A 20,966-nucleotide genomic window follows, 5' to 3' on the forward strand; every position below is an offset into this window, starting at 1 on the left:
GTGAAAAGAGCACAAGAGTTGCAGATTGATATAAATAACATGACCGTTTCGCATCCTGTTGTTCCAGGAAAGGTGCTTGTTCTTGTTATCGATGGAGTTCAAGGGAAGGCGAAAGTAGCGGAAGCAGTAGAACATGGCTTTACGATCATTGAAACGGCAAAAGGGAAAACTGCCCGAATCAAATATGAGGAAAGCGAGTTGTTTTGAGGTGAAAATTCTCGTTCACGTTTACGAATGTCAGAAATGTGATGTTTTATTCGCTGTTTCGCAAAGTTTTGAAGAACATCACTTTCTGCAATGTCCTGTTTGCAAGACGGACAAAGCACTTTGCGAAGTGTCATCCGGAGAGTTACGCATACAAGCAAAAGCACAGCAGTTCGTGGTTCCAGAAGGGCAAACAGATATTTTTGAGTTTTTGGAGTAGTGAAGGAAACACAAGAGTAATTTTGTTGCCAAGAGGGGGGTGGAAACGTGAAGCAACTTTCGATTTTTGACTTTCTTGAAAACCAGGAGCATGAACAGCAAGAAGGTTTTTTCTATACAAAAGGGGCAATGTACGCAAAAGTCAGTAGGGACAAAGTGAAAGCGGTCCCTGTTGAACTTGGTGACGGTATTCTTTATCCTGGCGACTTCGTGAAACAACTAGGTGAAAAAGCCCGAACATCTTTTAGAATGCAGAAAGGCTACTATCTTCGTTATTGTGGAAAGTACGATAGAGCTCTTTTTTTTAGCGTCAACGATTTTGTGAGCGACTATTATTATGCGTTTTACTATATCGACCAGAACACATTGCTTATTTGCTCTGATGCGGGTGCTAAAGATATACACGTTGAGAGACTTGTGAAGGAAACAAAATAGCAAGTGAGTTTCAAAAAAGCACTTCTTTCTATAAAGCAGCGCGTAATTACCTAAATAAATTATTTAAAGCTGGAATTAATTTGTTAAAGTAAGGCTTGATTATGAAATCCTTAGCGCCTATTTGCAGAGCATCAATAATAAAGCTTTTTTGTCCCATCGATGAACAAATTACTACTTTTGCTTTTGGATCAAATTTTAAAATATTTTTTAAAGCATCTAATCCGTTCATAATAGGCATCGTTAAGTCAAGTATAACAATGTCAGGTGTTTTTTCTTTGTAAAGAGATACAGCACTACTACCATCAGATGCCTCAGCGACAACTTGGTAATCATTATCGGTTAGGAGATTCTTTAATAAATTTCTCATAGACATTGAATTGTCAGCAATTAATGCAGTTTTAAGCATTTAAATCACCTTTCGCTAAACATGCTGTGACAATAGCTAAAAATGCATAAATGATTGGGATAAGGAGAAAAAAGGAGCATTCCTTCTGCATAGGCTTTAGGATCATTCGAACAATGTTTAATTAGTTCCGAAATCGTTTCAAACTTAGTCACATCATTTATCTCGTAAAAAACTTAGAAAAATGAATAATAACAAGGTGATTAAAAAAGGCCTTAATTCAATAAAATAGTGGAGTGCATCACTCATCGATGATATCTCCTTGTGATATATAAACATTTTTATGTATATATTTACATTATTTGTATCGACATTATTTTGTATAATTTGAGTTTTTTTGTTTAATATTTAAAAAATATTTACAAAAACTTTATCGATTAGTGTAAATAAAAGTCGAAAAATGTAAATTCAGAGGTGAAGGATTCTTATGAATCAGCTACAACAAATATTTACTTATAGCGGTAACCAGGTGCGTACGATTATAAAAGATGGGGAAGTTTGGTTTGTTGCTAAGGATGTTTGCGAAATTCTTGATATTTCTGACGCGCGAAAAAGCAGTTCAGAGGCTTGATGAGGATGAGCGGAGTTTAATTCCGGTCACCGATTCGTTGGGAAGAAAACAAGAAACATTCATTGTGAATGAGCCTGGTTTATACACGCTCATTTTAGGAAGTCGCAAATCAGAGGCTAAACAGTTTAAGCGCTGGATCACCCATGAAGTCATTCCAACGATTAGGAAGACAGGTGGCTATGTAGCAAACGAAGACATGTTTATTGAAACGTATCTCAAACATGCGGACGAGCAGACGAAGTTGTTATTTCGCACAACACTAGAAACAGTAAGGAAACAAAACGAACAAATTGCGGCGATGAAGCCCAAGGCAGACTACTTTGATGCGCTTGTCGATCGGCGTTTGCTCACTAATTTTCGGGATACGGCCAAGGAGTTAAAGATCAAACCAAAGGCTTTTATCGATTGGCTGTTGGCGAAAAAGTATATTTACCGCGATCAAAGAGGAAAATTAAAGCCTTATGCTCAATATGTTCCATCCTTGTTCGAGTTGAAGGAATGGGAACGAAATGGACGAGCCGATGTACAAACCCTTGTCACGCCAAAGGGAAGAGAAACGTTTAGAATATTGCTGCAAAAGACAGCAGTCTAATTGTTCATTTTCGGTATTTTGATATAATGGAAATAGAACCAAATATGTCCAAGACCGAGAGCGTGAGGACACTGATTGTGCAGAGTAGCATGGCTATCTCTGTATGATTGGTGTCCTCTTTTCTTTTGCAGCAAACATGGTGGGAGGAATGTGTCATGGGAACCATCCAGCAGCAATTACAAAAATGGATGAAAGCAAACAAGATGCTCCGAACAGACAAGCATAAGAAAGAACCTAAACCAAAACGCTCCAAAGAACGATTAACTGAGCGGGAACTAAAAGAACTGATGGGTGTTAATCGCCCTATTTATCGTCGTGCCAAAGGTGGCGCTTTTCGTCAGTGTTAATCATTCATTTCGGAGGTTGAGAAGATGGATAAGCCATTAGATGAAATTGATCGCAAAGCGACGAAAAAAGCGGTTGAAGCGGCATTAGAAAAGTATCGTATGTTTTTATTTACATTGAGCTTAGATCAGTTGCCACGGGTTACCCAGCAGTATTCGCTCGTTCCTCCTTCCAATACAAACAAATTCCATTCCTCAACCGAAGAAATGGCTATAAGAAATGCTGATTATGAACGGGAACGCGATGAATATGTTAAACGGGTGACTGCGGCAATCAATCGCTTAAGTAAATGGGAACGGGCGATTATCATCCGGCGGTATATATCAGAAGATGATATGTACGATTACGAAATTTACAATGATCTTGGTATGAGTGAGCGAAAGTATTATCGCATCAAGTCACGGGCATTCTACAAGCTGGCCTTTGCCCTCCGGATCGAGGTGTATAAACAATGAACTTTGTGCAGCCGATTCGCGATCCGGAGAAGATTGAAGCGATTAAGCAATTTTTGAAAGAACGGAACGAGCGAAATTATATATTGTTTTTAATTGGAATCAATACAGGGCTTCGCATTTCCGACATTTTAAAATTGAAAGTCAGCGATGTAAAAGGCACACATATCAGCATTCGTGAAAAGAAAACCGGCAAACAGAAACGGATCCGTATTACTTCTTCACCGAAGCGGGAGTTGAATTGGTACATTGAATGAAAAGAAGATGACGAATATTTAATCAAAAGCCGCAATGGACATAATAAGCCAATAGGCCGGAGCATGGCATACAAAATATTGCGGAAGGTTGCTGAGCGATTTCATTTGGACGAGATCGGAACACATACGCTTCGCAAAACATTTGGTTATCACTTTTACCAACAAACGAAAGATGTGGCCATGTTGCAGGAAATCTTTAATCATTCGTCACCAGTGATTACATTAAAGTATATTGGTGTCAACCAAGATTCGATGGACCGAGCTATGACGAAATTTAAAATTTAAAAGACCGAATAAATCGGTCTTTTTTTGTCTGTCTTGTTTAGCTATCACGAAAGTCAATTATTTATTTTCTTTTTGGGAATTGTTAAGCTCTTCCAGTTATCAGATTTAAGTTGTTTCGCGATATAAACTATTTGCCCAATATGATAAGAATAATGATACATTTGTCTTTCAATAGCTTCGATAACCGTATGAGGTTCACTTCGAATATAAATGATCTGAAGGAGATGTTCTTCTTTAATCGTGTCTAAAGCTTTTAAGAATACATCCCAACCTTTATTCCAAACTTCGTATAACTCCTCACGACTTGAAATGGTATTTTCAAATTCTCCATCCCTATCTCTATATGTTTTTTCACCATCTGAATGAAAAAAATCTGTCCACCGTGAAACCATATTTCCACTCATATGCTTAACAATTACTGCTATACTGTTGGAGTTATCATTAGGTGACCAAAATAAGTCTGGGTCATCAAGTTGTTCAAATGCCTTTTCTGCTGTATTTTTCATACTTTCAAATCGTGTTTTAACAATTCTTAGATATTCCGAAGCTACAGATTGATTATTGGACATAGTAACCATCCCCTTTAAAAGATTTTTGTGTAAAAATGCTTTATATCTATACTTCTTTTTTAACAATGTGATTTCCTTGTACATCTAAAATTGGTTAGCTAAGAAGAAAATCAACTATATTTTTTAACATATATCTTTCTTTACTAATTACACATAAAATATGAAGTGTGTAATTCATTTTTGTATATGGGGAAAATGCAGGAATATCAAGGGATTCGGCGAATTACCCAATTACACAAAATAGAAGATATGGGTAATTAAATTTTTAGAGATCAATACAAAGGGAGTGAAATGATGAAGAAACATTTGGTTACATTAGATAACATAGAACTGGATGCAGCTTATTACAAAATAAACGATTATATTTCGTTGGAAAAATATCCAAATCATGAGACGAGAACAATAATGGTTACTAACGACGATGTTGGAAATAGGTTTGAATCGAGCGGGTTATTATTCTATACAGCACTACGTTTGGCTTTACCAGAAGTAAATGTTAGGGTTGCAAGATGCAGCTTATCTTGTGACGATAGCTTGTATGAAGTGTTAAAATTTTTTAATACAGTGCTCCTTAATTTTCACGCAGTAAAAGATGACAATTTTAAGGTTTATGAAACACATGCAGTATTAACATTAGAGAAGATAGAACGACTAAAGCGTATTCATGAAATAGCGATAGAAGTTAATAGGAAAAGAATCGAAGAAAGAAAGGCAGGGAACTTTGAACATACTAGATGGAGATACGCGTACGATCAGTACATAAGCGCATGCTCGAATCCATTGTTAGAAAGCAGTATTATGCATCTTATCACTGGATTAGAGTCATTACTTGTTAAAGGAGATACCTCTTTATCACATAAGTTATCCCTTCACGCAAGTTTATTGCTAAAAAATGATATTAATGAGCGAAAAGAAATATATAACTTTTTAAAAAATATTTACAATGTTAGAAGTAAGGCGGTACACGGAGAAATTAAGGAATTGGTTAAATTATTGTCTAAACCAGATATATATGACAAGTATTTTAAACTAAAAACAATTTTTGTGGAAATTCTGTTAAAAACATATGGACTAGATGAAGAATGCATTTTTAGTCGTTTAGATGAAATCGTGTTTATGGCTCCTTCTTTTGATAAGGTGTAAGAAGAATTTAAATAAAAAGTGGCAGAAAAACGGCAGATTTTTGGCAGAAAGATAACAGATTATTTTGCTTTGGACGTGTTATGATTGTATCGTGGATATTTTATTTGAAGCAGGGCGTCACTCCGATCGGGGTGGCGTTTTTGTTTTATGATTATGAAAGAACTGGTCTCCTCGACCAGTTCCTGTAGTTAACAAGTTATAATCGTTTGTATTGGTAAACATCTTTGATGAAATAAGCATGAAACCTCCCTTTTGAAGGAGCTGACATAAGATTTCGGTAAACATGTTCTGGCACGTTGTAATAATCATAAGTGCCGTCATGGAATTCAATTCTTAACGTTTGTGATACCGGATCGTATCCAACAGCTCTTAAATTTGATGAAACTACAGGATGCATAATCATGACATTTCACCTCCTTATTTTTACAAATTTATTCAAAAAGGAAGTGAATTCCTTCTTTTGAGTCGAAAGAAATAGTAAAAAAGGATTAATTGCACTGTTTATGATTGAACCATTGGAAAAGCTCCGTACATAAAATAGGGAGGTGAAATGATGTTAGGAATTGATTTGAGTCCTATTTATGAAATTGCCAGCTCAGTAGTAAAAGGGCTACTACCTGTTGTTGTTGCAGCGATTTTAGTTAAAAAATCGCTGTATTGAATGTCGATAATTGACGAATAAATTTTGTAGGAAAATTCCTCCTTTTGTCGAATAGAGTAGGCGGGAGGGGAGAGGATGATATGAGTAGATCATATTTGTTAAGCAAAATTAGAGAAGCCAGTTCAGATGAGGGAATTTTTGAGTTGGAATTTAAAACAAGAAACAATTATGAAACACAAGACATTATACAAACTGCAAAATGGTTAGAAAGCGAAATGTATATTCGATTAAAGGAATATAAAGCACAAAAGGCGGACGATGGTGAATTAGTATTTCTTTCGGGGAAAATTTTAGAATTGTAATGGCATCTTTTTGCCGATATGAGCAAGCGGAAGGAGAGGGGATAGATGAGTTATCAAAACCAATTGGAAAAAGCTATTGAAAGAATGAGCGAAGGAGAAATGAGACAAACTTTATATGATATTTGTCTAATAATTAACAGAGGAAACGAAGGGGAAAAGGCAAATATGTTAGAAGATATTATCGAAACTGTGCGTGAACGAATTCTAAAAGATATGTAAATTAGAGCATCCGAATAATCGGGTGCTTTTTTATTTGGAGGGAAAACAATGATTCCAAGCAAAGTCAAAATGGCCGGCGTGACGTATGAAGTGAGGGGAGAAGAAGGACTTGCAAGCGATCATGAATTATTTGGATAAGTACTATATCGAAGTGGAATAATTCGTTTAGAAAAGACGCTAAGCAAGGACAGAAAAGAACAAGTATTTATTCATGAACTCCTACACGCTATCTTTTATGAAGCTGGATATGAGGAACATGATGAAGAAGTGGTGCGGAGAGTAGCCAATGTGTTGTATCAAGTGTTAAAGGACAATCAGTTGAATTTTGATGAAATCTAGCAGGGGAATTTCACCTTTTGTCGAATTGATTTTCGATGAAAGGTGGGGTTTGGATGGATGATAATTTTAAAAAAATATCACAATCACAAGAACGTATTAAAGAAATGTTTAAGGATTTAAACTTGAGCGAACGATTAAAATTTACTTACCCGGAATCACTAAATTATCGAATCAGCGATCAATTTAATGCAACGGTAAATCATATGAAGGAGATACAACAACAGATCGCAGAACAAAAGGCGCGTGAAAAACAAGAAGAACTCGAGTACAGAAAAGCTGTATTAAACGCCTTACAAGGAATAGAAAAAAATACGGCGTTTCTTTCAGAAGTTACGCTTTTATTACAAAAGAATATTGAAAAGCAAGATGAACTATTTCAATTGCTCGTAGAAATAATGGAAATAATGAAGTCAAGGACAAATGAAGAAGCAGAAAGTAAATATAGAAAAGTCATGAGGAAAATTGGTGAATTTGCAGGGGATATCGGGACCATTCAAACTTTATATGGAATAGGGCAAGCTGTGTTTAATGCATTTCAATCTTTGCAAAAATAGCATCCTTCGGGGTGCTTTTTTATTTGGAGTTGATTGTATGAAAACAGAAGAGATTGTCCATCTAATCAGAACCAATAATCTCATGAAATTTTACAAATCTAAAGAGTGGAAGGAACTACGATTGCAAGCGTTAGAGCGTGATCATTACGAATGTCAGTCTTGTAAACGGAAGGGTAAATATAGTCGAGCTCAAAATGTTCATCATAAAAAAGAGGTAAAGACGCATCCAGAGCTTGCTTTAAATCTTGATAACGTTGAATCCATTTGTATTAGATGTCATAACGAAGAACACAAAAGGTTAGATAAATACATCAAGAAGAAAAAGTTTGTGAATGAGGAACGATGGTAAATGCAAATACCCCCCGGTCAAAAAATTTCGCCCTTTTTGGGGGAGTTGTTCAACGGGAGGGGGCCAAGAGGAAAAAAATTTTTTGCGAAATCTCACGCGAGGGGAGGGGGGTATGATGGCCAAATTAAGCAGGAAAAAACAGGATGAACTCATCCAAAGAGAAGTTGACCGCCTCAATGCAGTGTTCGATGAGCTGCCGGATCGCGAAAAAGAGGTGGCAAAAGGGCTAATTGAAAGGGTCGCTTTCATGACGATCCAGCTGGAGATTTTGGAAGATGAGATCAAATCAAAAGGCCCGACGTATACTTTCCAAAACGGCAAGCAAAAAATGCTCGTCGAGAACCCTGCTCAAAAGTCATACAACACCATGATGAATCGATATACGGCAGCCTACAAAGAGCTTTTCAATTTGCTCAAAAAAATAGACAACAGTGATGGCGATGACGATGAGTTCGAAGACGTATAAATATCATCCGTATATCGATGAATATATGCGGATGGTCGAGCAGGGAGAGATTGAGGCGTGTAAAGAACAAAAGCAGCTGATGGAATTCTTGCGTTGGAAGCTCGATCAACCAAATGTAGTGATTGACCATGAAGCGATTGAAAAGTCAGTAGAGATTCCAGCGAAATATTTTCCGTTCAAGCTTTTCCCGTGGCAAAAGTTTATCAACGCTTTTATATACGGTGTGCGATATGACGACGGACGATTAATGTTCGATCGCTTTTTTATTTTGCTCGGGCGTGGTGCTGGGAAAAACGGATATGTCGCATGGAATTCTTTTTATATGACAACCGGCCATCACGGGATAAAAAATTACGACATCGATATTGTTGCTACATCAGAAGACCAGGCTAAAACGTCTTTCATGGATGTTTATAATGTCCTGGAAGACAATTGGCCGAAAGTGAAGAAGGCATTTTACAAATCGAAGACACTTATTCAACATCGAGGAACTAGATCAAAGCTGGAATATAACACGTCAAACGCCAGGACAAAAGACGGCAAGCGAAGCGGAACCGTTATTTTTGATGAGGTACATGAATACGAAAGCTACGACAATATAAAAGTTTTTACTTCCGGTTTAGGAAAGAAACAGGATCCACGGACATTCTATATTACAACGGATGGGTATGTAAGAGGCGGTGTTTTGGATGACCTAAAAGAAGAAGCGCAAATGGTATTAAATAAAGAGATGCCTAACTCAACTTTATTCCCATTCATTTGCAAGTTAGATAAAGAGGAAGAAGTTGAAGATGAATCAAAGTGGGAAAAAGCGAATCCTTCATACCGGTACAATAAACATCTGCAGCATGAAATGAGAAAAGAATATGAGCTTGGCAAAATTAATGCAGCTATTCGAATTGAATTCATGACAAAGCGGATGAACATGCCGGTTGACGATACGCGAAAAGAGGTTGCGACATATGAAGATCGATTGGCAACCAATCAACCGTTCCCGGAAAATTTAAAAGGCATGGAAGCAATCGGTGCGGTAGACTTTGCACAAATTAGAGACTTTTGCGCGGTTGGTGTACTCTTCAAACATAACGGCAAGCGGTATTGGAAACAACATACATTCATGCACCATACAGCCCCGAAGCTGCAGGATATCAATCAAGAAATTATCAACCTAGCAATCGAAAAAGGATTACTCACCGTTGTTTACGACGAATCCATTAGTGCCCAGCATGTCGTGAATTGGTTTGTAGAGATGGGCAAAACGTTCTATATCAAAAAAGTGGCGATGGACTTGTATCGCTCGTCGATTTTGAAAGAGGCTTTCGAAAACGCTGGCTTTGAAGTTGAGATTGTAAGAAGAGGGCCAGCGACGCATTCGATGCTTGCTCCTTTGGTGGATGAAATGTTCGTGAAGCATACCATCGTGTTTGGTGATGATCCACTTATGCGCTGGTATGTCGGTAATGTGTACAAAGAAGAAAAAGCAAACGGAAATATTGAATACAAGAAAATCGATAAAGAGAAGCGGAAAACGGATGGTTTTTTCGCTTTTTTACATGCGTTGAATTTTGATTCTGAATTACAAGAATCAATTCCGATCACGAAAGAAAACATCAGTAGAATCTTCCGGTCGTTTAGCACCTGAAAGGTGGTGAGACAGTGGGGTTTTTAGATTGGATTAGCGGGCTGTTCGGTTCCAAAAGTTCGATTACTTTGACGGAGTTTCAAACACTATCAACAACCGCATATTACAAAAGATTGGCTGTTGAGACATGCATTGATTTGATTGCCAACACGTTAACCAGGTGCGAGTTCCAGACATTTGAGAACGGCAAAGAAAAGCGCGGAGAAAATTATTATTTGTTGAATGTGCAGCCCAATCAGAATCAAAACGCATCAGAGTTTATACACAGCTTGGTCAATCATTTAATTATGAAAAATGAATGCTTAGTGATTATGCAAAATGAGCAGCTTTATATCGCTGATGGTTGGGTAAAAAATGAATTTACATTGAAAGAAAATTATTATACAGAGGTTCAGATAGGCGATTTAACTTTTCAAAAAGTCTTTCGTGAATCGGAAGTCTTATATTTTAAACTGAACGATCGGAACATTATGGAAGTAATTAACGGGCTATATGACGATTACGGCAAATTGATTGCTTCGGCGATTGGATATTACAAACGGAAAAATAACAAGCGAATTTTGATTAAGGGTGATTTCCTACGGCCACAAGATGAGGAGATACAAAAGCTGATCGACCAAATGTTTGAAAAACAATTGTCCGACTGGTTCAACGCGGACAAGCCTGGTGTCGGGTTTCAACTCCAAAAGGGATATGAACTCGAGGATATGAGCGACAGCAAAAGCGGCGTAGCACAGAATAGTACAAGCCGTGATATTGCAGAGCTAGTTAACGACGTCATTAACTATGTGGCCATGGCTTTTCATGTCCCTCGTGGACTCCTGAAAGGGGATGTGGCCGATATCGAAAAACAAATGGACGCGTTCCTTTTGTTTTGCATCAAACCGATTGCGGAATTGATTCAAGATGAATTTAATCGAAAGATGTATACCAAGGAAGAATATCTCAAACGAACGTATCTGAAAGTGGATACGAATAACTTGAAGGTTGTAGATATTACTCAATTAGCTACAGCTGCAGATAAGCTGTTTGCTATTGGTGGTCTATCTATTAATGACATCTTAACTATGCTAGGTAAGGAGCCGATCGACGAAGAATGGGCGAACAAACGATACGTAACCAAAAACTATCAAGAAGCTGATACTTGAAAGGAGGTGAGGGAGGATGGTGAAAAAGATGGAACTGCCTAAAATCAACAAACGTTTTGAAGTGTTTAATAAAGCGGAGTCAAACGAAGCTGATATGTACCTTTATGGGTCTATTGGTTCCGGTTGGTTTGCCGATATTTCATCGAAGGATGTAAAAGCTAAGCTGGATAGCATCACAGCGAAGACGATTAATGTCCACATTAACAGCGGCGGTGGGGATGTGTTTGAATCTATCGCTATTCATAATTTGTTAAAAAATCACAAAGCTACAATTAACATCCATATTGACGGCTATGCTGCAAGCGGCGCAAGTGTCATTGCGATGGCTGGTGACAAAATCATTATGCCAAAGAATACGATGATGATGATTCACCGTGCTTGGACATTTGCATACGGCAATGCCGCGGAACTCAGAAAGATTGCGAATGACTTAGAGAAAATCGATACGGCCGTCACAGAAAGCTATACTTCCCGTTTCATTGGGGAGCGTTCCGAATTGGAAAGGTTGTTAGATGAGGAAACATGGCTTACCGCGGAAGAGTGTTTGGCGTTAGGTTTTGCTGATGAAATTGCCGATGAAATCAAAATGCCGGATGAAGAATCCAGCCAAGAAACATCAGCAAAAGATGAAATTTTAAGTAAATATAAACGGCAAATTGCCGCGTTCACCGGAGAAGGAGAGACAACAAAGAAAGAACATAAAAATAATGCCAATCTTATCTATCAATTTTTAAGTTCTTTTGCACGGTCAGAGAACAACTGACGGTGTTTTTTTATTTCAAAATTTTTGGGAGGTATCCATATGGGAATTGAAAACTTAGATCGCAAAGCAAAGAATGAAGCAGAAATGAAAGAAAATCTCTTGAAAGCACTAAACAGCGGCGATGAAAAAGAATTGGCAGAAGCTCTTACGAAGTTCGCTAATTCGATTCAGGAACGCATCATCGCAGAAGCGAAAAAGGCAGTAAATGAGGATTTAACCGATCAACAAGCTATGGCTGCCCGAGGGCTTAAGCCACTGACAAAAGAAGAAATGGCTTATTATAACGAAGTCATTCAAGGGCAAGGTTTTGACGGGGTGGAAAAACTTGTTCCATCAACTGTTATTGACCGTGTATTTGAAGATTTGGTCCGTGACCACGAATTATTGCAAAACATCGAATTCGTTAACACAACAGGGATCACGGAATGGATTTTGAAAAAAGGGGACATTCCGACAGCTTGGTGGGGCAAACTGACTGCGGAAATCAGAGAAATCCTCGACGAAGGGTTTGAAAAAGTTAGCACGGAACTATTCAAACTTTCCGCGTTCATTCCGGTTGCAAAAGCCATGTTGGATTTAGGGCCAGTTTGGCTGGATAGATATGTGCGTACTGTTCTAACTGAAGCTATGGCGATCGGTTTGGAAGATGCGGTCATTCGAGGAACTGGCAAAGAACAGCCGATTGGAATGATGAAAGACCTTGCTGGGGCAGTTGTCGATGGTGTATATCCAGACAAGACAGCAATTGCTTTAACAGATTTAAAACCGAAAACATTAGGTAAAGAAGTTATGGCTCCATTAACAAAAGGTGGAAAACGTAAAGTAGATCAAGTGCTATTTGTGGTCAATCCTCTTGATTATTGGGAAAAAATCTTTCCTGAAACAACGATTCTCACTCAAAACGGCACTTACGTTTATGGAGTGCTGCCGATTCCAGCAAAAGTTATTCAATCGGTATCTGTTCCGCAAGGTAAGCTTATTGCTGGTTTAGGAAAAGACTATTTCTTGGGTGTAGGCTCTTCTCGGAAAATCGAATACAGCGATGAAGTGCGTATCATTGAAGACGAGCGTGTGTATGTCACAAAACAATATGCAAATGGTCGCCCGAAAGATAACGAATCGTTCTTAGTATTCGACATTACGAATCTCGGTGTGGAAACACCAACTCCATAATGAAAGGAGTGAAATAACATGAAATATCCCGTTTTAAATGACTTCATTGAAAAATATCACAAAAACACGTTGTATAAAAAAGGTGAGATATACCCAAAAGAAGGATTTGACGCGGATCCGGAAAGGGTAAAATATCTTCAAAGTGAGAAAAACAAATATAAAATCCCTTTTCTTGGTCCTGCTGTAGAAGAAGAAAAGCAAGTAGAAGGACCGGCTGATGAGAAGAAAAGTAACAAAACACGAAAGAATCCACCTGCTAAAAAGTAGGTGATTTTTTATGAGCGAACAAGTGCTTCAGCAATTGCTTTCTGATTTGAAAGAGCGGCTGCGTATCACGTGGAATGAAGAGGACGAGTATTTAAAAAAGTTGATCCAGCGATCAGAGACGTATTTGTCCGAATTGACAAATGCGTCTTTTGATTTTTCAAAAGAAGAATGGCCGAAAGATATTTTGTTAGAGCGGTGCCGTTATGTTTATAACAACGCAACCGATGAATTTGAAAAGAACTTTCAACATGAATTGTCACGATTAATACTCCATGTGGCCATAGGGAAAGTAGGTGTCATCCGTGGCGGTGAAACCGTATCGGGAGACGTTCAATGATGGTTTTCTTTCTTATGGACATAAACAAACGCAGCGTTCAACAACCGGCAAACGTATTGGAGAAAAGTTTACAGAAAAAGGAAAACTGGCATTCAAAGAAATGTCATGCCGCGATCAAGATTATCACATGGCCGGCATTATGGGGGCTAGTTTGGATCGGAAAGTCAAAACTTTATACCCGCCTTCTTTCCGAACCATCAACAAAAATAAGTTAAAAGTTGTGATAAGCAATATTGAGTATGATGTCATCACAGTCGATTCAGACGGAATGTACCTCTATTTTTACCTGCAGGAAGTAGGTGCGATCAATGAATGAAAAAACCAAAAGGTTTATGCGTGAGCAAATCGATGAATTAGTCAACGGTTTAAAAAATCATTTTGGCCTTCCGGTTTATGAGGATGAAATCGCTGAGGATGAAGAAGCAGCATTGTCAGAGTACAACTGTTTTGTTTTTGAAACCGGTGAATTCCGCACGACGAACGATATTAAAAAAGTCACACAAGATATTTATGTCTATTACTATTCGGAAAATCGCGATGATGTCGATGAACAAACGATTGATATTATTTCCGTCGTGTCATCAATAAAAGGTGTTAATTTCGTCAACACCATTAAGGAGCGCCTACAGGAAAAAGACACTGATCGATACGTTGATCGGGTGACACTTGTTTTTAGGCGGGTGATCCCAATTGAGTGTCAAGTTTGAATTGGATTATAAGGCGATCGAACATTTAGAAATGAAAATGGCGAAGCTTCCAGACAAAATGGAAAGTGCCACAAATGATGTTCTGCATACCGACGGTATCAGAATAGCCACAGAAGAAATTACGAAGCTCATCCCTGTTTCGACAAGAAAGGGAAAAATCAGAAACAAGAAACACGCGAAACACAGCAACTGGAGCAAAAGTGAAAAGATTAATCTCGGTTTTGTGATTAAAGCAAGAGGCGGAGCTGCCAACAAAAAAGGCAGCTTTGGTTATCTTGTTTTTCCAAACGAAGGGCGGGGGGCACATAACCCGGTTGAACAACGTTTCATGGAACGCGGTTTGGAGGCTGCAACTCCGAAGATACTAGCTAAATTGCATGAAAAAATTGATCAAATTCTAGAGGAGGAATCATAATGCCTACTGTTATTCAGGAATTTGATGCCGTATCGATTAAAAATGCAAGTGTTCAGTTCATTGATAACGGGACACAGCAGCCAGGCACAAAATTTGGTTGCGTTGGGACGATTGAGGGAGAGACAGAAGGTATTGAGATTGTGAAAAGATGTGAAGGTGTTGAAGTTAAGCGGAAATTCAAGCCAAATAAAATGAATCTGACTGTGAACGCACATATCCCTGTCCAAGTAGCTCGCGATTTCTTTGGATTGAAAACAGACGGATTAAAACCGGGTGTTTGGGCATATGGCGAGCTTTCACAAGGAAAACAGTTTGTTCTCACAGCAGATGTGATTGATGAGTTTGAAGATGTTGTGAAGCTCATTGCTTTCCCGAATTGCTCAAATAACACTGGATTTAAAATTTCAATTGAAAACGGCGCAGATGAAGTAGCTATGCTTGAATTACAATTTACTGCATTGAAGGACAGTTTAGGGAATTTATATTATGAGTCATTCGTGGACGAACTAGAAGATCCTACCGTCGCCAATCAATGGCATACGCAATTTACACCTGAATTAGTTAAAGCTGTTCCGACACCATAAGCCCCTGATTTCTATTTAGGGGGCTTTTTATTTTTGAAATCAAGAAAGTGAGGGGAATCAAATGAAGGTGAGAAAAGTTACGCTCAAAGACGTTGAGGTAAGAGAAGTTAATGGTGAGTTTGAAACAGTATTCGTTAACGAAAAAACGTATCCTGTCTTTTTGACAAACTATGCACTCAAAAAAGGTAAGGAAATGGGGTTAATTGAGAGTTCACTATTTACTAGCCTTTTGAAGATGCAGGGACTTGAAGCGCTGACAAGAGGTAATGATTTAGATCCTTCTATTTTTGATCAAATTGACGAAACCAAAATGCAACAGGTTATCTATTTGGCATTCATCGGCGCAAACAAAAATACCGATCTTTCTTTCGATGAGTTTTTGCAGAAATATCATGAACCAATCGACGTCACAATGGAACTGTACATGGATCTCATTGTCGACCTGATGTCAACGGATCCAAACCAATTTGCGAAAGCTCTTCAACAAAGCACAAATAAAAGCTTAAAAAACGGAAAAAAGTCAAACCGCCGACGCTAAAAATTGAGTGTGTGGAGGATTTGTACGTTTTGTATTGTCTTGGAGCAGGAATCGACTCGGAAACTTTTTGGCATGAGCCGATTGCGAGTGTTGAGCGCATATATCAAGGAGCGCTTGCATTTGAGGGATGGCGGAACAATCCAAAAGAAGCTTAGGAGGTAGGTGAGAAAGCATGGCTAAAGATTCAGAAGCGAAAGTCACGTTTAGGGTCTTTAATCAGGAATTCAATAAAGCAATTCAAGAGATGAAAAATGAGAGTGCCAAACTCCGCAAAGAGTTCCAGCTTCAAGAGGAACAGTTAAAACAAAATGGCACTGAATCTGATCGCTTGACTGCAAAATTAGATTATTTGAAAAAAGCATATGAGAATGCCAAACAACAAGTTCAAGCTACAGAACAGCAACTAGCCAAAGTAAAAGCTACTTTCGGTGAAAATTCACAAGAAGCTAATAAAATGGCTAAGAGCTTGCTGGATGCACAAATAGCTGAACAAAGACTGGCTAATCAAATCAATGCAACTGAAAAAGAGCTTTCTCGCCTATCTCAGCAAACTAGTTCGACAGCGCAAGAACTCAATAAGTTGAAGCAAGAAGAACAACAACTTTCTGCACAATTGTCCAAAACTGCTGCAGAATTTGATTTACAAAAAGCGAAGTTAGGCGCCAATGCTAGCGAAACAGATAAATTGAAATTAAAGTTATCTCAACTAAAAACTGAACATCAGTTAGCTGCAAAACAAGTTCAAAACGTTGAACGACAGCTAGAATTGGCAAAACAAGCATATGGTCAAAACTCTGCTGAAGTACAGCAGCTTGAAATTAAACTTTTGAAGCTAAAAACGGCAGAACAAAAACTGGCGAATGAAATTTCCCAAACAAAAGCAGCCCTCAGCCAGCAAACAGCCGAAATGCAAAAAGCTGCTTCAAAAGTTGATCAAGTAGCAAAGTCTTTTGAAAATGCTGGGAACAAAATGAGCGATGCAGGGAAGGCTTTAACAGCAACCGTTATGCCTGCAATGGCGGGGATTGGCGCCATTTCTGTGAAATCTGCAACCGACATCGATGGAGCTACAAGGCAGCTTATTGCAGCTTTAGGGGCAACAGGTGATGAAGCAAAACAACTAAAAGCAGACATGATGGCTGTTTGGAAAAGTGGATATGCAGAAAGCGCCGATGAAGTGGCAAGGGCAATGGGGCGCGTCAAACAAAATATGCGTGATATCGGCTCCGGGCGAGAACTGCAAGAGGCTACAAAAAATGCGCTTAATTTAGCAAAAGTATTCGAGGCAGATGTCAATGAGGTTACTCGTGGCGCTAATCAATTAATGATCAATTTTGGGATGAGCGCGGATGAAGCGTTTGGTTTGCTGGCAAAAGGCGCACAAAACGGTCTGAACTTCTCTAACGAGTTATTTGACAATGTATCAGAATATGCTCCACTGTTCAAACAAATGGGATTCAGTGCCGAAGAATATTTCAGTATTCTCATCAACGGTACTAAAAACGGGGCGTATAACCTTGACTATATCAACGATGCAATGAAAGAGTTCCAGATCCGTATCAAAGACGGGTCTAAAACAACTTCCGATGCGATGGCTCAATTGAGCTCACACACTCAAAAAGTATGGGAAGATTTCCTGGCCGGGAAAGCGACTGTTGCTGATGTGTTCAATGCCGTTATTCCTGAACTAGAAAAGATGGATGACCAAGTTAAGGCTAACCAGATCGGCGTGGCTCTTTTCGGGACTAAATGGGAAGACCTTGAAGCAGATGTAATGTATTCACTCGATAATCAGACGGATGCTTTAAGAGGTTATGAAAGTGCCATCTCAGAGCTTGGAGATACAATGGAGCAGTCGCTTAGCCAAAAGGCACAAGCGACATTCAGAAAATTGCAATCCACTTTGGCGCCGTTTGGTTCAAGGGTACTGGACATATTAAATGGCACCATCCCTTATATCGAAAGGTTAGTCAATAAATTTAATGGCTTGCATCCAGTTATTCAAAACCTAATTGTAATTTTAGGTTTAGTAGGAGTAGCTATCGGACCATTAATCGCAATGGTCGGACAATTTGCGCTAGGTTTAGGAATACTAACCAAACGAATAACATTGACTTGGGAAAGTTCAACGAAAGCTGGCACAGCCACGAATGTTTATGCGGCTTCACTTTCGAGGTTAGGGATAGCGGCAACTATCGCCAACTCTCGTGTAGGAATATTAGGGAAAACATTTGGATTACTTTTAGGACCGTTCAGACTGCTTGGAACGCTGTTTATGATGTTTTTGCCGCATCTCATCATGTTTATTGCTCAAAACGAGAAGGCAAGAGAAGTCATTTCGAATGCTTGGAACTCAATTGTCCAAGCTGTACAGCCTGTTTTAGCGCAAATTATGAATGCTTTTCAACAACTCCAGCCTGTTTTTCAACAAATAGGCTCCTCACTAGGGGCAGTATTTGCTTCACTAGTCAAGACTGTGACAGGTCTATTAAGCTCTATTGGTCCATCATTATCAAGTTTAGCATCTAGTTTAGGAGCCGTTTTTACATCCATCGTTCAAGCTGGAGGAAGTTTGTTAACGACACTGACGCCAGTTTTCCAAGGTATCTTATCGTTAGTAAGTAATGTCTTGGTGGCCTTGCAGCCAGTTTTCGATCAGTTCTCTATGATGTTTGCGGAATTAGCGCCGCAATTTCAACAAACTGAGGTTGTTTTAGCTCAAGGCTTTCAGCAGTTGGCACCTACATTTGCTCAGCTTGGTCAAGCGTTGATGGAACTTGGATTGACAATAGGTCAAGTATTTGGCCAACTCGCCCAAAGTATTACACCAATCTTTGCACAGTTACTGCCACAATTGGCTAATACTTTTGCATCTATAATGCCGGTTATCTTGCAAATCGTTATGTCCGTAATACCGGTCATCACACAGCTGATTCAAGCAATTATCTCTGTTGTTTTACAAATCGTATCTAGCGTTTTACCAACGCTACTTCAAGTGGTACAAGCTGTATTCCCTGTTATTTTGCAAGTCATACAGCAGGTCATCCCGATTGTTTTGCAAGTATTGCTGTCAATTGTTCCGGTTATTTTACAAATTGCTAAAGCGGTTATCCCGTTGATTTTACAAGCCGTTCAAACGGTCTTTCCGGTGATCTTGCAGATCATCCAGGCGGTTATCCCAATTGTTATTACAGTTCTAAAGTTAGCGGCTACCTTTATAAGAACGGTCTTAGTTCCAGCTATTCAATTCATCCTAAAAATAGTTCAAATTGTTTTTCCGGCGATTCTAAAAATCATCCAAAACGCCATTCAAATCATTACGAATATCATCAAGCTGTTTACATCTGTTCTGAAAGGTGACTGGAGCGGTGTTTGGAATGCAATAAAAAATATCACATCATCGGTTTGGAATACGATCAAAACAATCATTTCAGCAGCAATTAATGTTGTTAAAACGATCATTCAAAGCGTATGGAACACCATTAAAAGCGTCACGTCCTCCGTTTGGAATGGTATAAAATCAGTCATTTCAAACGTTTGGAATGGAATCAAATCAATAGTATCTAATGTCGTCAATGGAGTCCGTTCCACGATTTCAAATGTTTTCAACAGCATTAAATCAACGGCAACCACTGTTTGGAACGGGATTAAAAGTGCGATGATAAAACCTGTTGAAACGGCGCGAGATGCGATTAAAACAGCGATCGATAAAATAAAAGGATTTTTCAGTGGATTGAAACTAAAAATACCGAAAATCCAGTTGCCGAAATTACCGAGATTCAGCATCGAAGGGAAGTTTAGCTTAACACCACCGTCTGTACCGAAGATAAAAGTAAGCTGGAACGCAAAAGGCGGTATTTTCAAGGAACCAACGATCTTTAACACAGCAAATGCAGGACTACAAGGAGTCGGAGAAGCTGGACCAGAAGCGATCATGCCGTTGACCGATAGGGTTCTCGGAAAAATCGGCGCGATGATTGCCGCAACAAGTGAGTACCGAAAAAGTTTAGGTGAAACACTTGCCAACAGTCTCGTTGGGAAACAAGAAATTCACATAACAGTCGTTACTGAATTAGATGGGTACGAGATTGCAAGAAATCAATTTCCATATATCAACCAGATGATGGGGAATGCTACAACAAGTAATTTAATTTTTAGAGGTGTCAAGTGATGGATAAGAGCGTCTTTAATTTCAAGATTCTATATAAAGACGGTTCGATTATCGATCTACACGAAAAAAATTTATGGGTCAGCTCTTTCCGCATTCTTTCCCCTTCTCCTGAACATATCACAGAAACAGTAGAAGGGAGACACGGGTCTGTCCTTCTTGAAACCACATTAAAAGAAAGAGTAGTTAAAACGACAATCATGGTCGAAGCAATGGATTACACTGATTTTGATTTATTCCGGGATGAATTGTTTCGGATTTTTAACCCTCTAGAGGAATTGTATATTATACGTGATTTACAACCAGGCAAAAGAATGAAAGTCAAGGTAGCAAACGACTTTGATATAGATTATTTAACATTAGAAGATGGAGAGTTTAATGTTGATTTTGTCATTCATTCCGTCTTTTTAGAATCGGTAGGAACAACCCTCGACCCGTTCACTTTCGACAGTGAATTGTGGCAAATCGGGCAGGGATTGATTGAATCGAATGATTTGAAATATACGCACACAACAACATCATTCCGTATTTACAACGCTGGTGATATTGACATTGACCCGCGTGTGTTGCCGTTAAAAATTGAATTCACAGGAGCGTCTGCGAATCTGACGATTACAAACGCGACAACAGGTGATACATGGCAATACACGGGAACGACGCAAGCAGGGGACACAATCACCCTTGACGGCGTGCGGTCGCTGAAAAACGGGGCGAGCATTTTCGGAAACACGAACCGAAAACTAATCACATTGAAATCAGGATGGAACGACTTCACCATAACGGGAGCAACGGGGCCTTTCGAAATCTCGTTTGACTTCCGTTTTTATTATTTATAACAAGGACGGTGATGCAGCATGTT

At 38.9% G+C, this 20,966-nt stretch carries 27 protein-coding genes and 2 pseudogenes; 26 read left to right on the top strand and 3 right to left on the bottom strand.

The genetic code is table 11. The features are described 5' to 3' along the window. Together HT574_RS13275 and HT574_RS13280 are read left to right on the top strand one after the other, a co-directional pair. Positions 1 to 207 carry an XtrA/YqaO family protein gene (locus HT574_RS13275; RefSeq protein ID WP_161495972.1) on the top strand — a complete coding sequence of 69 codons (207 nt, stop codon included), beginning with the start codon at positions 1 to 3 and terminating at the stop codon, positions 205 to 207. 264 nt (positions 208 to 471) lie between these two features. Next, entirely contained in the window at positions 472 to 858 is a 387-nt protein-coding gene (locus HT574_RS13280; protein ID WP_175244975.1) for a hypothetical protein, read from the top strand. Positions 859 to 904: 46 nt separating this feature from the next. Here the strand turns inward: HT574_RS13280 and HT574_RS13285 are convergent, their stop codons facing one another. Next, positions 905 to 1,264, bottom strand: coding sequence for a response regulator (locus HT574_RS13285; protein ID WP_175244976.1), 360 nt, complete (start codon positions 1,262 to 1,264; stop codon positions 905 to 907). Positions 1,265 to 1,688: 424 nt separating this feature from the next. On the opposite strand from HT574_RS13285, the pseudogene HT574_RS13290 reads away from it, so the two are divergent. From HT574_RS13290 to HT574_RS19665, 4 genes and pseudogenes are all read left to right on the top strand, one after another. Next, positions 1,689 to 2,424: pseudogene (locus HT574_RS13290) on the top strand (BRO family protein). A 155-nt stretch (positions 2,425 to 2,579) separates the two neighbouring features. Next, a complete protein-coding gene (locus tag HT574_RS13295; protein WP_175244977.1) occupies positions 2,580 to 2,771 on the top strand; it encodes a hypothetical protein in 192 nt (63 codons plus the stop codon). Positions 2,772 to 2,795: 24 nt separating this feature from the next. Next, positions 2,796 to 3,224, top strand: coding sequence for an ArpU family phage packaging/lysis transcriptional regulator (locus HT574_RS13300; protein WP_175244978.1), 429 nt, complete (start codon positions 2,796 to 2,798; stop codon positions 3,222 to 3,224). Continuing rightward, positions 3,221 to 3,763: pseudogene (locus HT574_RS19665) on the top strand (site-specific integrase). Before HT574_RS13300 ends, HT574_RS19665 begins: the two are co-directional and overlap by 4 nt. A gap of 53 nt (positions 3,764 to 3,816) precedes the next feature. On the opposite strand, the gene HT574_RS13315 reads toward HT574_RS19665, so the two are convergent. Then, on the bottom strand, positions 3,817 to 4,332 hold the full coding sequence (locus HT574_RS13315) for a DUF1572 family protein (protein WP_175244980.1): 516 nt from the start codon (positions 4,330 to 4,332) through the stop codon (positions 3,817 to 3,819). Positions 4,333 to 4,623: 291 nt separating this feature from the next. On the opposite strand from HT574_RS13315, the gene HT574_RS13320 reads away from it, so the two are divergent. Further along, positions 4,624 to 5,475 (top strand): HEPN domain-containing protein, encoded by an 852-nt coding sequence (locus tag HT574_RS13320; RefSeq protein ID WP_175244981.1) that lies wholly within the window; start codon positions 4,624 to 4,626, stop codon positions 5,473 to 5,475. 196 nt (positions 5,476 to 5,671) lie between these two features. Here the strand turns inward: HT574_RS13320 and HT574_RS13325 are convergent, their stop codons facing one another. Further along, positions 5,672 to 5,878: a KTSC domain-containing protein gene (locus HT574_RS13325; protein WP_175244982.1), complete on the bottom strand. Its 207-nt coding sequence runs from the start codon at positions 5,876 to 5,878 to the stop codon at positions 5,672 to 5,674. 338 nt (positions 5,879 to 6,216) lie between these two features. Between HT574_RS13325 and HT574_RS13330 the strand changes: the two genes are divergently transcribed. From HT574_RS13330 to HT574_RS13415, 19 genes are all read left to right on the top strand, one after another. Next, the gene (locus tag HT574_RS13330) at positions 6,217 to 6,438 is read left to right on the top strand and encodes a hypothetical protein (protein ID WP_175244983.1); all 222 of its coding nucleotides are present in this window, start codon (positions 6,217 to 6,219) and stop codon (positions 6,436 to 6,438) included. 45 nt (positions 6,439 to 6,483) lie between these two features. Then, positions 6,484 to 6,657: a hypothetical protein gene (locus tag HT574_RS13335; protein ID WP_175244984.1), complete on the top strand. Its 174-nt coding sequence runs from the start codon at positions 6,484 to 6,486 to the stop codon at positions 6,655 to 6,657. Positions 6,658 to 6,816: 159 nt separating this feature from the next. Beyond that, entirely contained in the window at positions 6,817 to 6,996 is a 180-nt protein-coding gene (locus HT574_RS20650; RefSeq protein WP_483874550.1) for a hypothetical protein, read from the top strand. 53 nt (positions 6,997 to 7,049) lie between these two features. Then, positions 7,050 to 7,550 (top strand): hypothetical protein, encoded by a 501-nt coding sequence (locus HT574_RS13340; protein ID WP_175244985.1) that lies wholly within the window; start codon positions 7,050 to 7,052, stop codon positions 7,548 to 7,550. Positions 7,551 to 7,587: 37 nt separating this feature from the next. Continuing rightward, positions 7,588 to 7,899 carry an HNH endonuclease signature motif containing protein gene (locus tag HT574_RS13345; RefSeq protein ID WP_175244986.1) on the top strand — a complete coding sequence of 104 codons (312 nt, stop codon included), beginning with the start codon at positions 7,588 to 7,590 and terminating at the stop codon, positions 7,897 to 7,899. Between the two features lie 112 nt (positions 7,900 to 8,011). After that, positions 8,012 to 8,365, top strand: coding sequence for a hypothetical protein (locus HT574_RS13350; RefSeq protein WP_232509513.1), 354 nt, complete (start codon positions 8,012 to 8,014; stop codon positions 8,363 to 8,365). Next, positions 8,340 to 10,007, top strand: coding sequence for a terminase TerL endonuclease subunit (locus tag HT574_RS13355; protein WP_175244987.1), 1,668 nt, complete (start codon positions 8,340 to 8,342; stop codon positions 10,005 to 10,007). Before HT574_RS13350 ends, HT574_RS13355 begins: the two co-directional genes overlap by 26 nt. Positions 10,008 to 10,021: 14 nt before the next feature. Further along, positions 10,022 to 11,155 (top strand): phage portal protein, encoded by a 1,134-nt coding sequence (locus tag HT574_RS13360; protein ID WP_175244988.1) that lies wholly within the window; start codon positions 10,022 to 10,024, stop codon positions 11,153 to 11,155. A 19-nt stretch (positions 11,156 to 11,174) separates the two neighbouring features. Then, positions 11,175 to 11,918, top strand: a complete 744-nt coding sequence (locus HT574_RS13365; RefSeq protein WP_175245170.1) for a head maturation protease, ClpP-related — start codon at positions 11,175 to 11,177, stop codon at positions 11,916 to 11,918. Positions 11,919 to 11,957: 39 nt separating this feature from the next. Beyond that, positions 11,958 to 13,091 carry a phage major capsid protein gene (locus HT574_RS13370; protein ID WP_175244989.1) on the top strand — a complete coding sequence of 378 codons (1,134 nt, stop codon included), beginning with the start codon at positions 11,958 to 11,960 and terminating at the stop codon, positions 13,089 to 13,091. 18 nt (positions 13,092 to 13,109) lie between these two features. Then, positions 13,110 to 13,358, top strand: a complete 249-nt coding sequence (locus HT574_RS13375) for a hypothetical protein (protein ID WP_175244990.1) — start codon at positions 13,110 to 13,112, stop codon at positions 13,356 to 13,358. A gap of 10 nt (positions 13,359 to 13,368) precedes the next feature. Beyond that, entirely contained in the window at positions 13,369 to 13,695 is a 327-nt protein-coding gene (locus tag HT574_RS13380) for a phage head-tail connector protein (RefSeq protein ID WP_175244991.1), read from the top strand. Next, positions 13,667 to 14,011: a phage head closure protein gene (locus HT574_RS13385; protein ID WP_175245171.1), complete on the top strand. Its 345-nt coding sequence runs from the start codon at positions 13,667 to 13,669 to the stop codon at positions 14,009 to 14,011. Before HT574_RS13380 ends, HT574_RS13385 begins: the two co-directional genes overlap by 29 nt. After that, complete coding sequence (locus HT574_RS13390) at positions 14,004 to 14,402, top strand: hypothetical protein (RefSeq protein WP_175244992.1); 399 nt, start codon at positions 14,004 to 14,006, stop codon at positions 14,400 to 14,402. The genes HT574_RS13385 and HT574_RS13390 overlap by 8 nt, the downstream gene beginning before the upstream one ends. A gap of 37 nt (positions 14,403 to 14,439) precedes the next feature. After that, entirely contained in the window at positions 14,440 to 14,817 is a 378-nt protein-coding gene (locus HT574_RS13395; protein ID WP_175245172.1) for a hypothetical protein, read from the top strand. Next, entirely contained in the window at positions 14,817 to 15,401 is a 585-nt protein-coding gene (locus HT574_RS13400; protein ID WP_175244993.1) for a phage tail protein, read from the top strand. The genes HT574_RS13395 and HT574_RS13400 overlap by 1 nt, the downstream gene beginning before the upstream one ends. A 61-nt stretch (positions 15,402 to 15,462) precedes the next feature. Further along, positions 15,463 to 15,939, top strand: coding sequence for a hypothetical protein (locus tag HT574_RS13405; protein WP_175244994.1), 477 nt, complete (start codon positions 15,463 to 15,465; stop codon positions 15,937 to 15,939). A gap of 172 nt (positions 15,940 to 16,111) precedes the next feature. Then, positions 16,112 to 20,110: a phage tail tape measure protein gene (locus tag HT574_RS13410; protein ID WP_175244995.1), complete on the top strand. Its 3,999-nt coding sequence runs from the start codon at positions 16,112 to 16,114 to the stop codon at positions 20,108 to 20,110. Then, on the top strand, positions 20,110 to 20,943 hold the full coding sequence (locus tag HT574_RS13415) for a phage tail family protein (protein ID WP_175244996.1): 834 nt from the start codon (positions 20,110 to 20,112) through the stop codon (positions 20,941 to 20,943). Before HT574_RS13410 ends, HT574_RS13415 begins: the two co-directional genes overlap by 1 nt. Positions 20,944 to 20,966: the final 23 nt, after the last annotated feature.

Source organism: Parageobacillus sp. VR-IP, from assembly GCF_013357975.1.
Classification (GTDB): domain Bacteria; phylum Bacillota; class Bacilli; order Bacillales; family Anoxybacillaceae; genus Saccharococcus; species Saccharococcus caldoxylosilyticus.

Bases quoted from the DNA above. Each gene is read 5' to 3' on its own strand.
- HT574_RS13285 (WP_175244976.1), bottom strand. From the start codon at position 1,264: ATGCTTAAAACTGCATTAATTGCTGACAATTCAATGTCTATGAGAAAT.
- HT574_RS13295 (WP_175244977.1), top strand. From the start codon at position 2,580: ATGGGAACCATCCAGCAGCAATTACAAAAATGGATGAAAGCAAACAAG.
- HT574_RS13300 (WP_175244978.1), top strand. From the start codon at position 2,796: ATGGATAAGCCATTAGATGAAATTGATCGCAAAGCGACGAAAAAAGCG.
- HT574_RS13315 (WP_175244980.1), bottom strand. From the start codon at position 4,332: ATGTCCAATAATCAATCTGTAGCTTCGGAATATCTAAGAATTGTTAAA.
- HT574_RS13320 (WP_175244981.1), top strand. From the start codon at position 4,624: ATGATGAAGAAACATTTGGTTACATTAGATAACATAGAACTGGATGCA.
- HT574_RS13325 (WP_175244982.1), bottom strand. From the start codon at position 5,878: ATGATTATGCATCCTGTAGTTTCATCAAATTTAAGAGCTGTTGGATAC.
- HT574_RS13330 (WP_175244983.1), top strand. From the start codon at position 6,217: ATGAGTAGATCATATTTGTTAAGCAAAATTAGAGAAGCCAGTTCAGAT.
- HT574_RS13335 (WP_175244984.1), top strand. From the start codon at position 6,484: ATGAGTTATCAAAACCAATTGGAAAAAGCTATTGAAAGAATGAGCGAA.
- HT574_RS13340 (WP_175244985.1), top strand. From the start codon at position 7,050: ATGGATGATAATTTTAAAAAAATATCACAATCACAAGAACGTATTAAA.
- HT574_RS13345 (WP_175244986.1), top strand. From the start codon at position 7,588: ATGAAAACAGAAGAGATTGTCCATCTAATCAGAACCAATAATCTCATG.
- HT574_RS13350 (WP_232509513.1), top strand. From the start codon at position 8,012: ATGATGGCCAAATTAAGCAGGAAAAAACAGGATGAACTCATCCAAAGA.
- HT574_RS13355 (WP_175244987.1), top strand. From the start codon at position 8,340: ATGACGATGAGTTCGAAGACGTATAAATATCATCCGTATATCGATGAA.
- HT574_RS13370 (WP_175244989.1), top strand. From the start codon at position 11,958: ATGGGAATTGAAAACTTAGATCGCAAAGCAAAGAATGAAGCAGAAATG.
- HT574_RS13375 (WP_175244990.1), top strand. From the start codon at position 13,110: ATGAAATATCCCGTTTTAAATGACTTCATTGAAAAATATCACAAAAAC.
- HT574_RS13380 (WP_175244991.1), top strand. From the start codon at position 13,369: ATGAGCGAACAAGTGCTTCAGCAATTGCTTTCTGATTTGAAAGAGCGG.
- HT574_RS13390 (WP_175244992.1), top strand. From the start codon at position 14,004: ATGAATGAAAAAACCAAAAGGTTTATGCGTGAGCAAATCGATGAATTA.
- HT574_RS13395 (WP_175245172.1), top strand. From the start codon at position 14,440: ATGGCGAAGCTTCCAGACAAAATGGAAAGTGCCACAAATGATGTTCTG.
- HT574_RS13400 (WP_175244993.1), top strand. From the start codon at position 14,817: ATGCCTACTGTTATTCAGGAATTTGATGCCGTATCGATTAAAAATGCA.
- HT574_RS13405 (WP_175244994.1), top strand. From the start codon at position 15,463: ATGAAGGTGAGAAAAGTTACGCTCAAAGACGTTGAGGTAAGAGAAGTT.
- HT574_RS13410 (WP_175244995.1), top strand. From the start codon at position 16,112: ATGGCTAAAGATTCAGAAGCGAAAGTCACGTTTAGGGTCTTTAATCAG.
- HT574_RS13415 (WP_175244996.1), top strand. From the start codon at position 20,110: ATGGATAAGAGCGTCTTTAATTTCAAGATTCTATATAAAGACGGTTCG.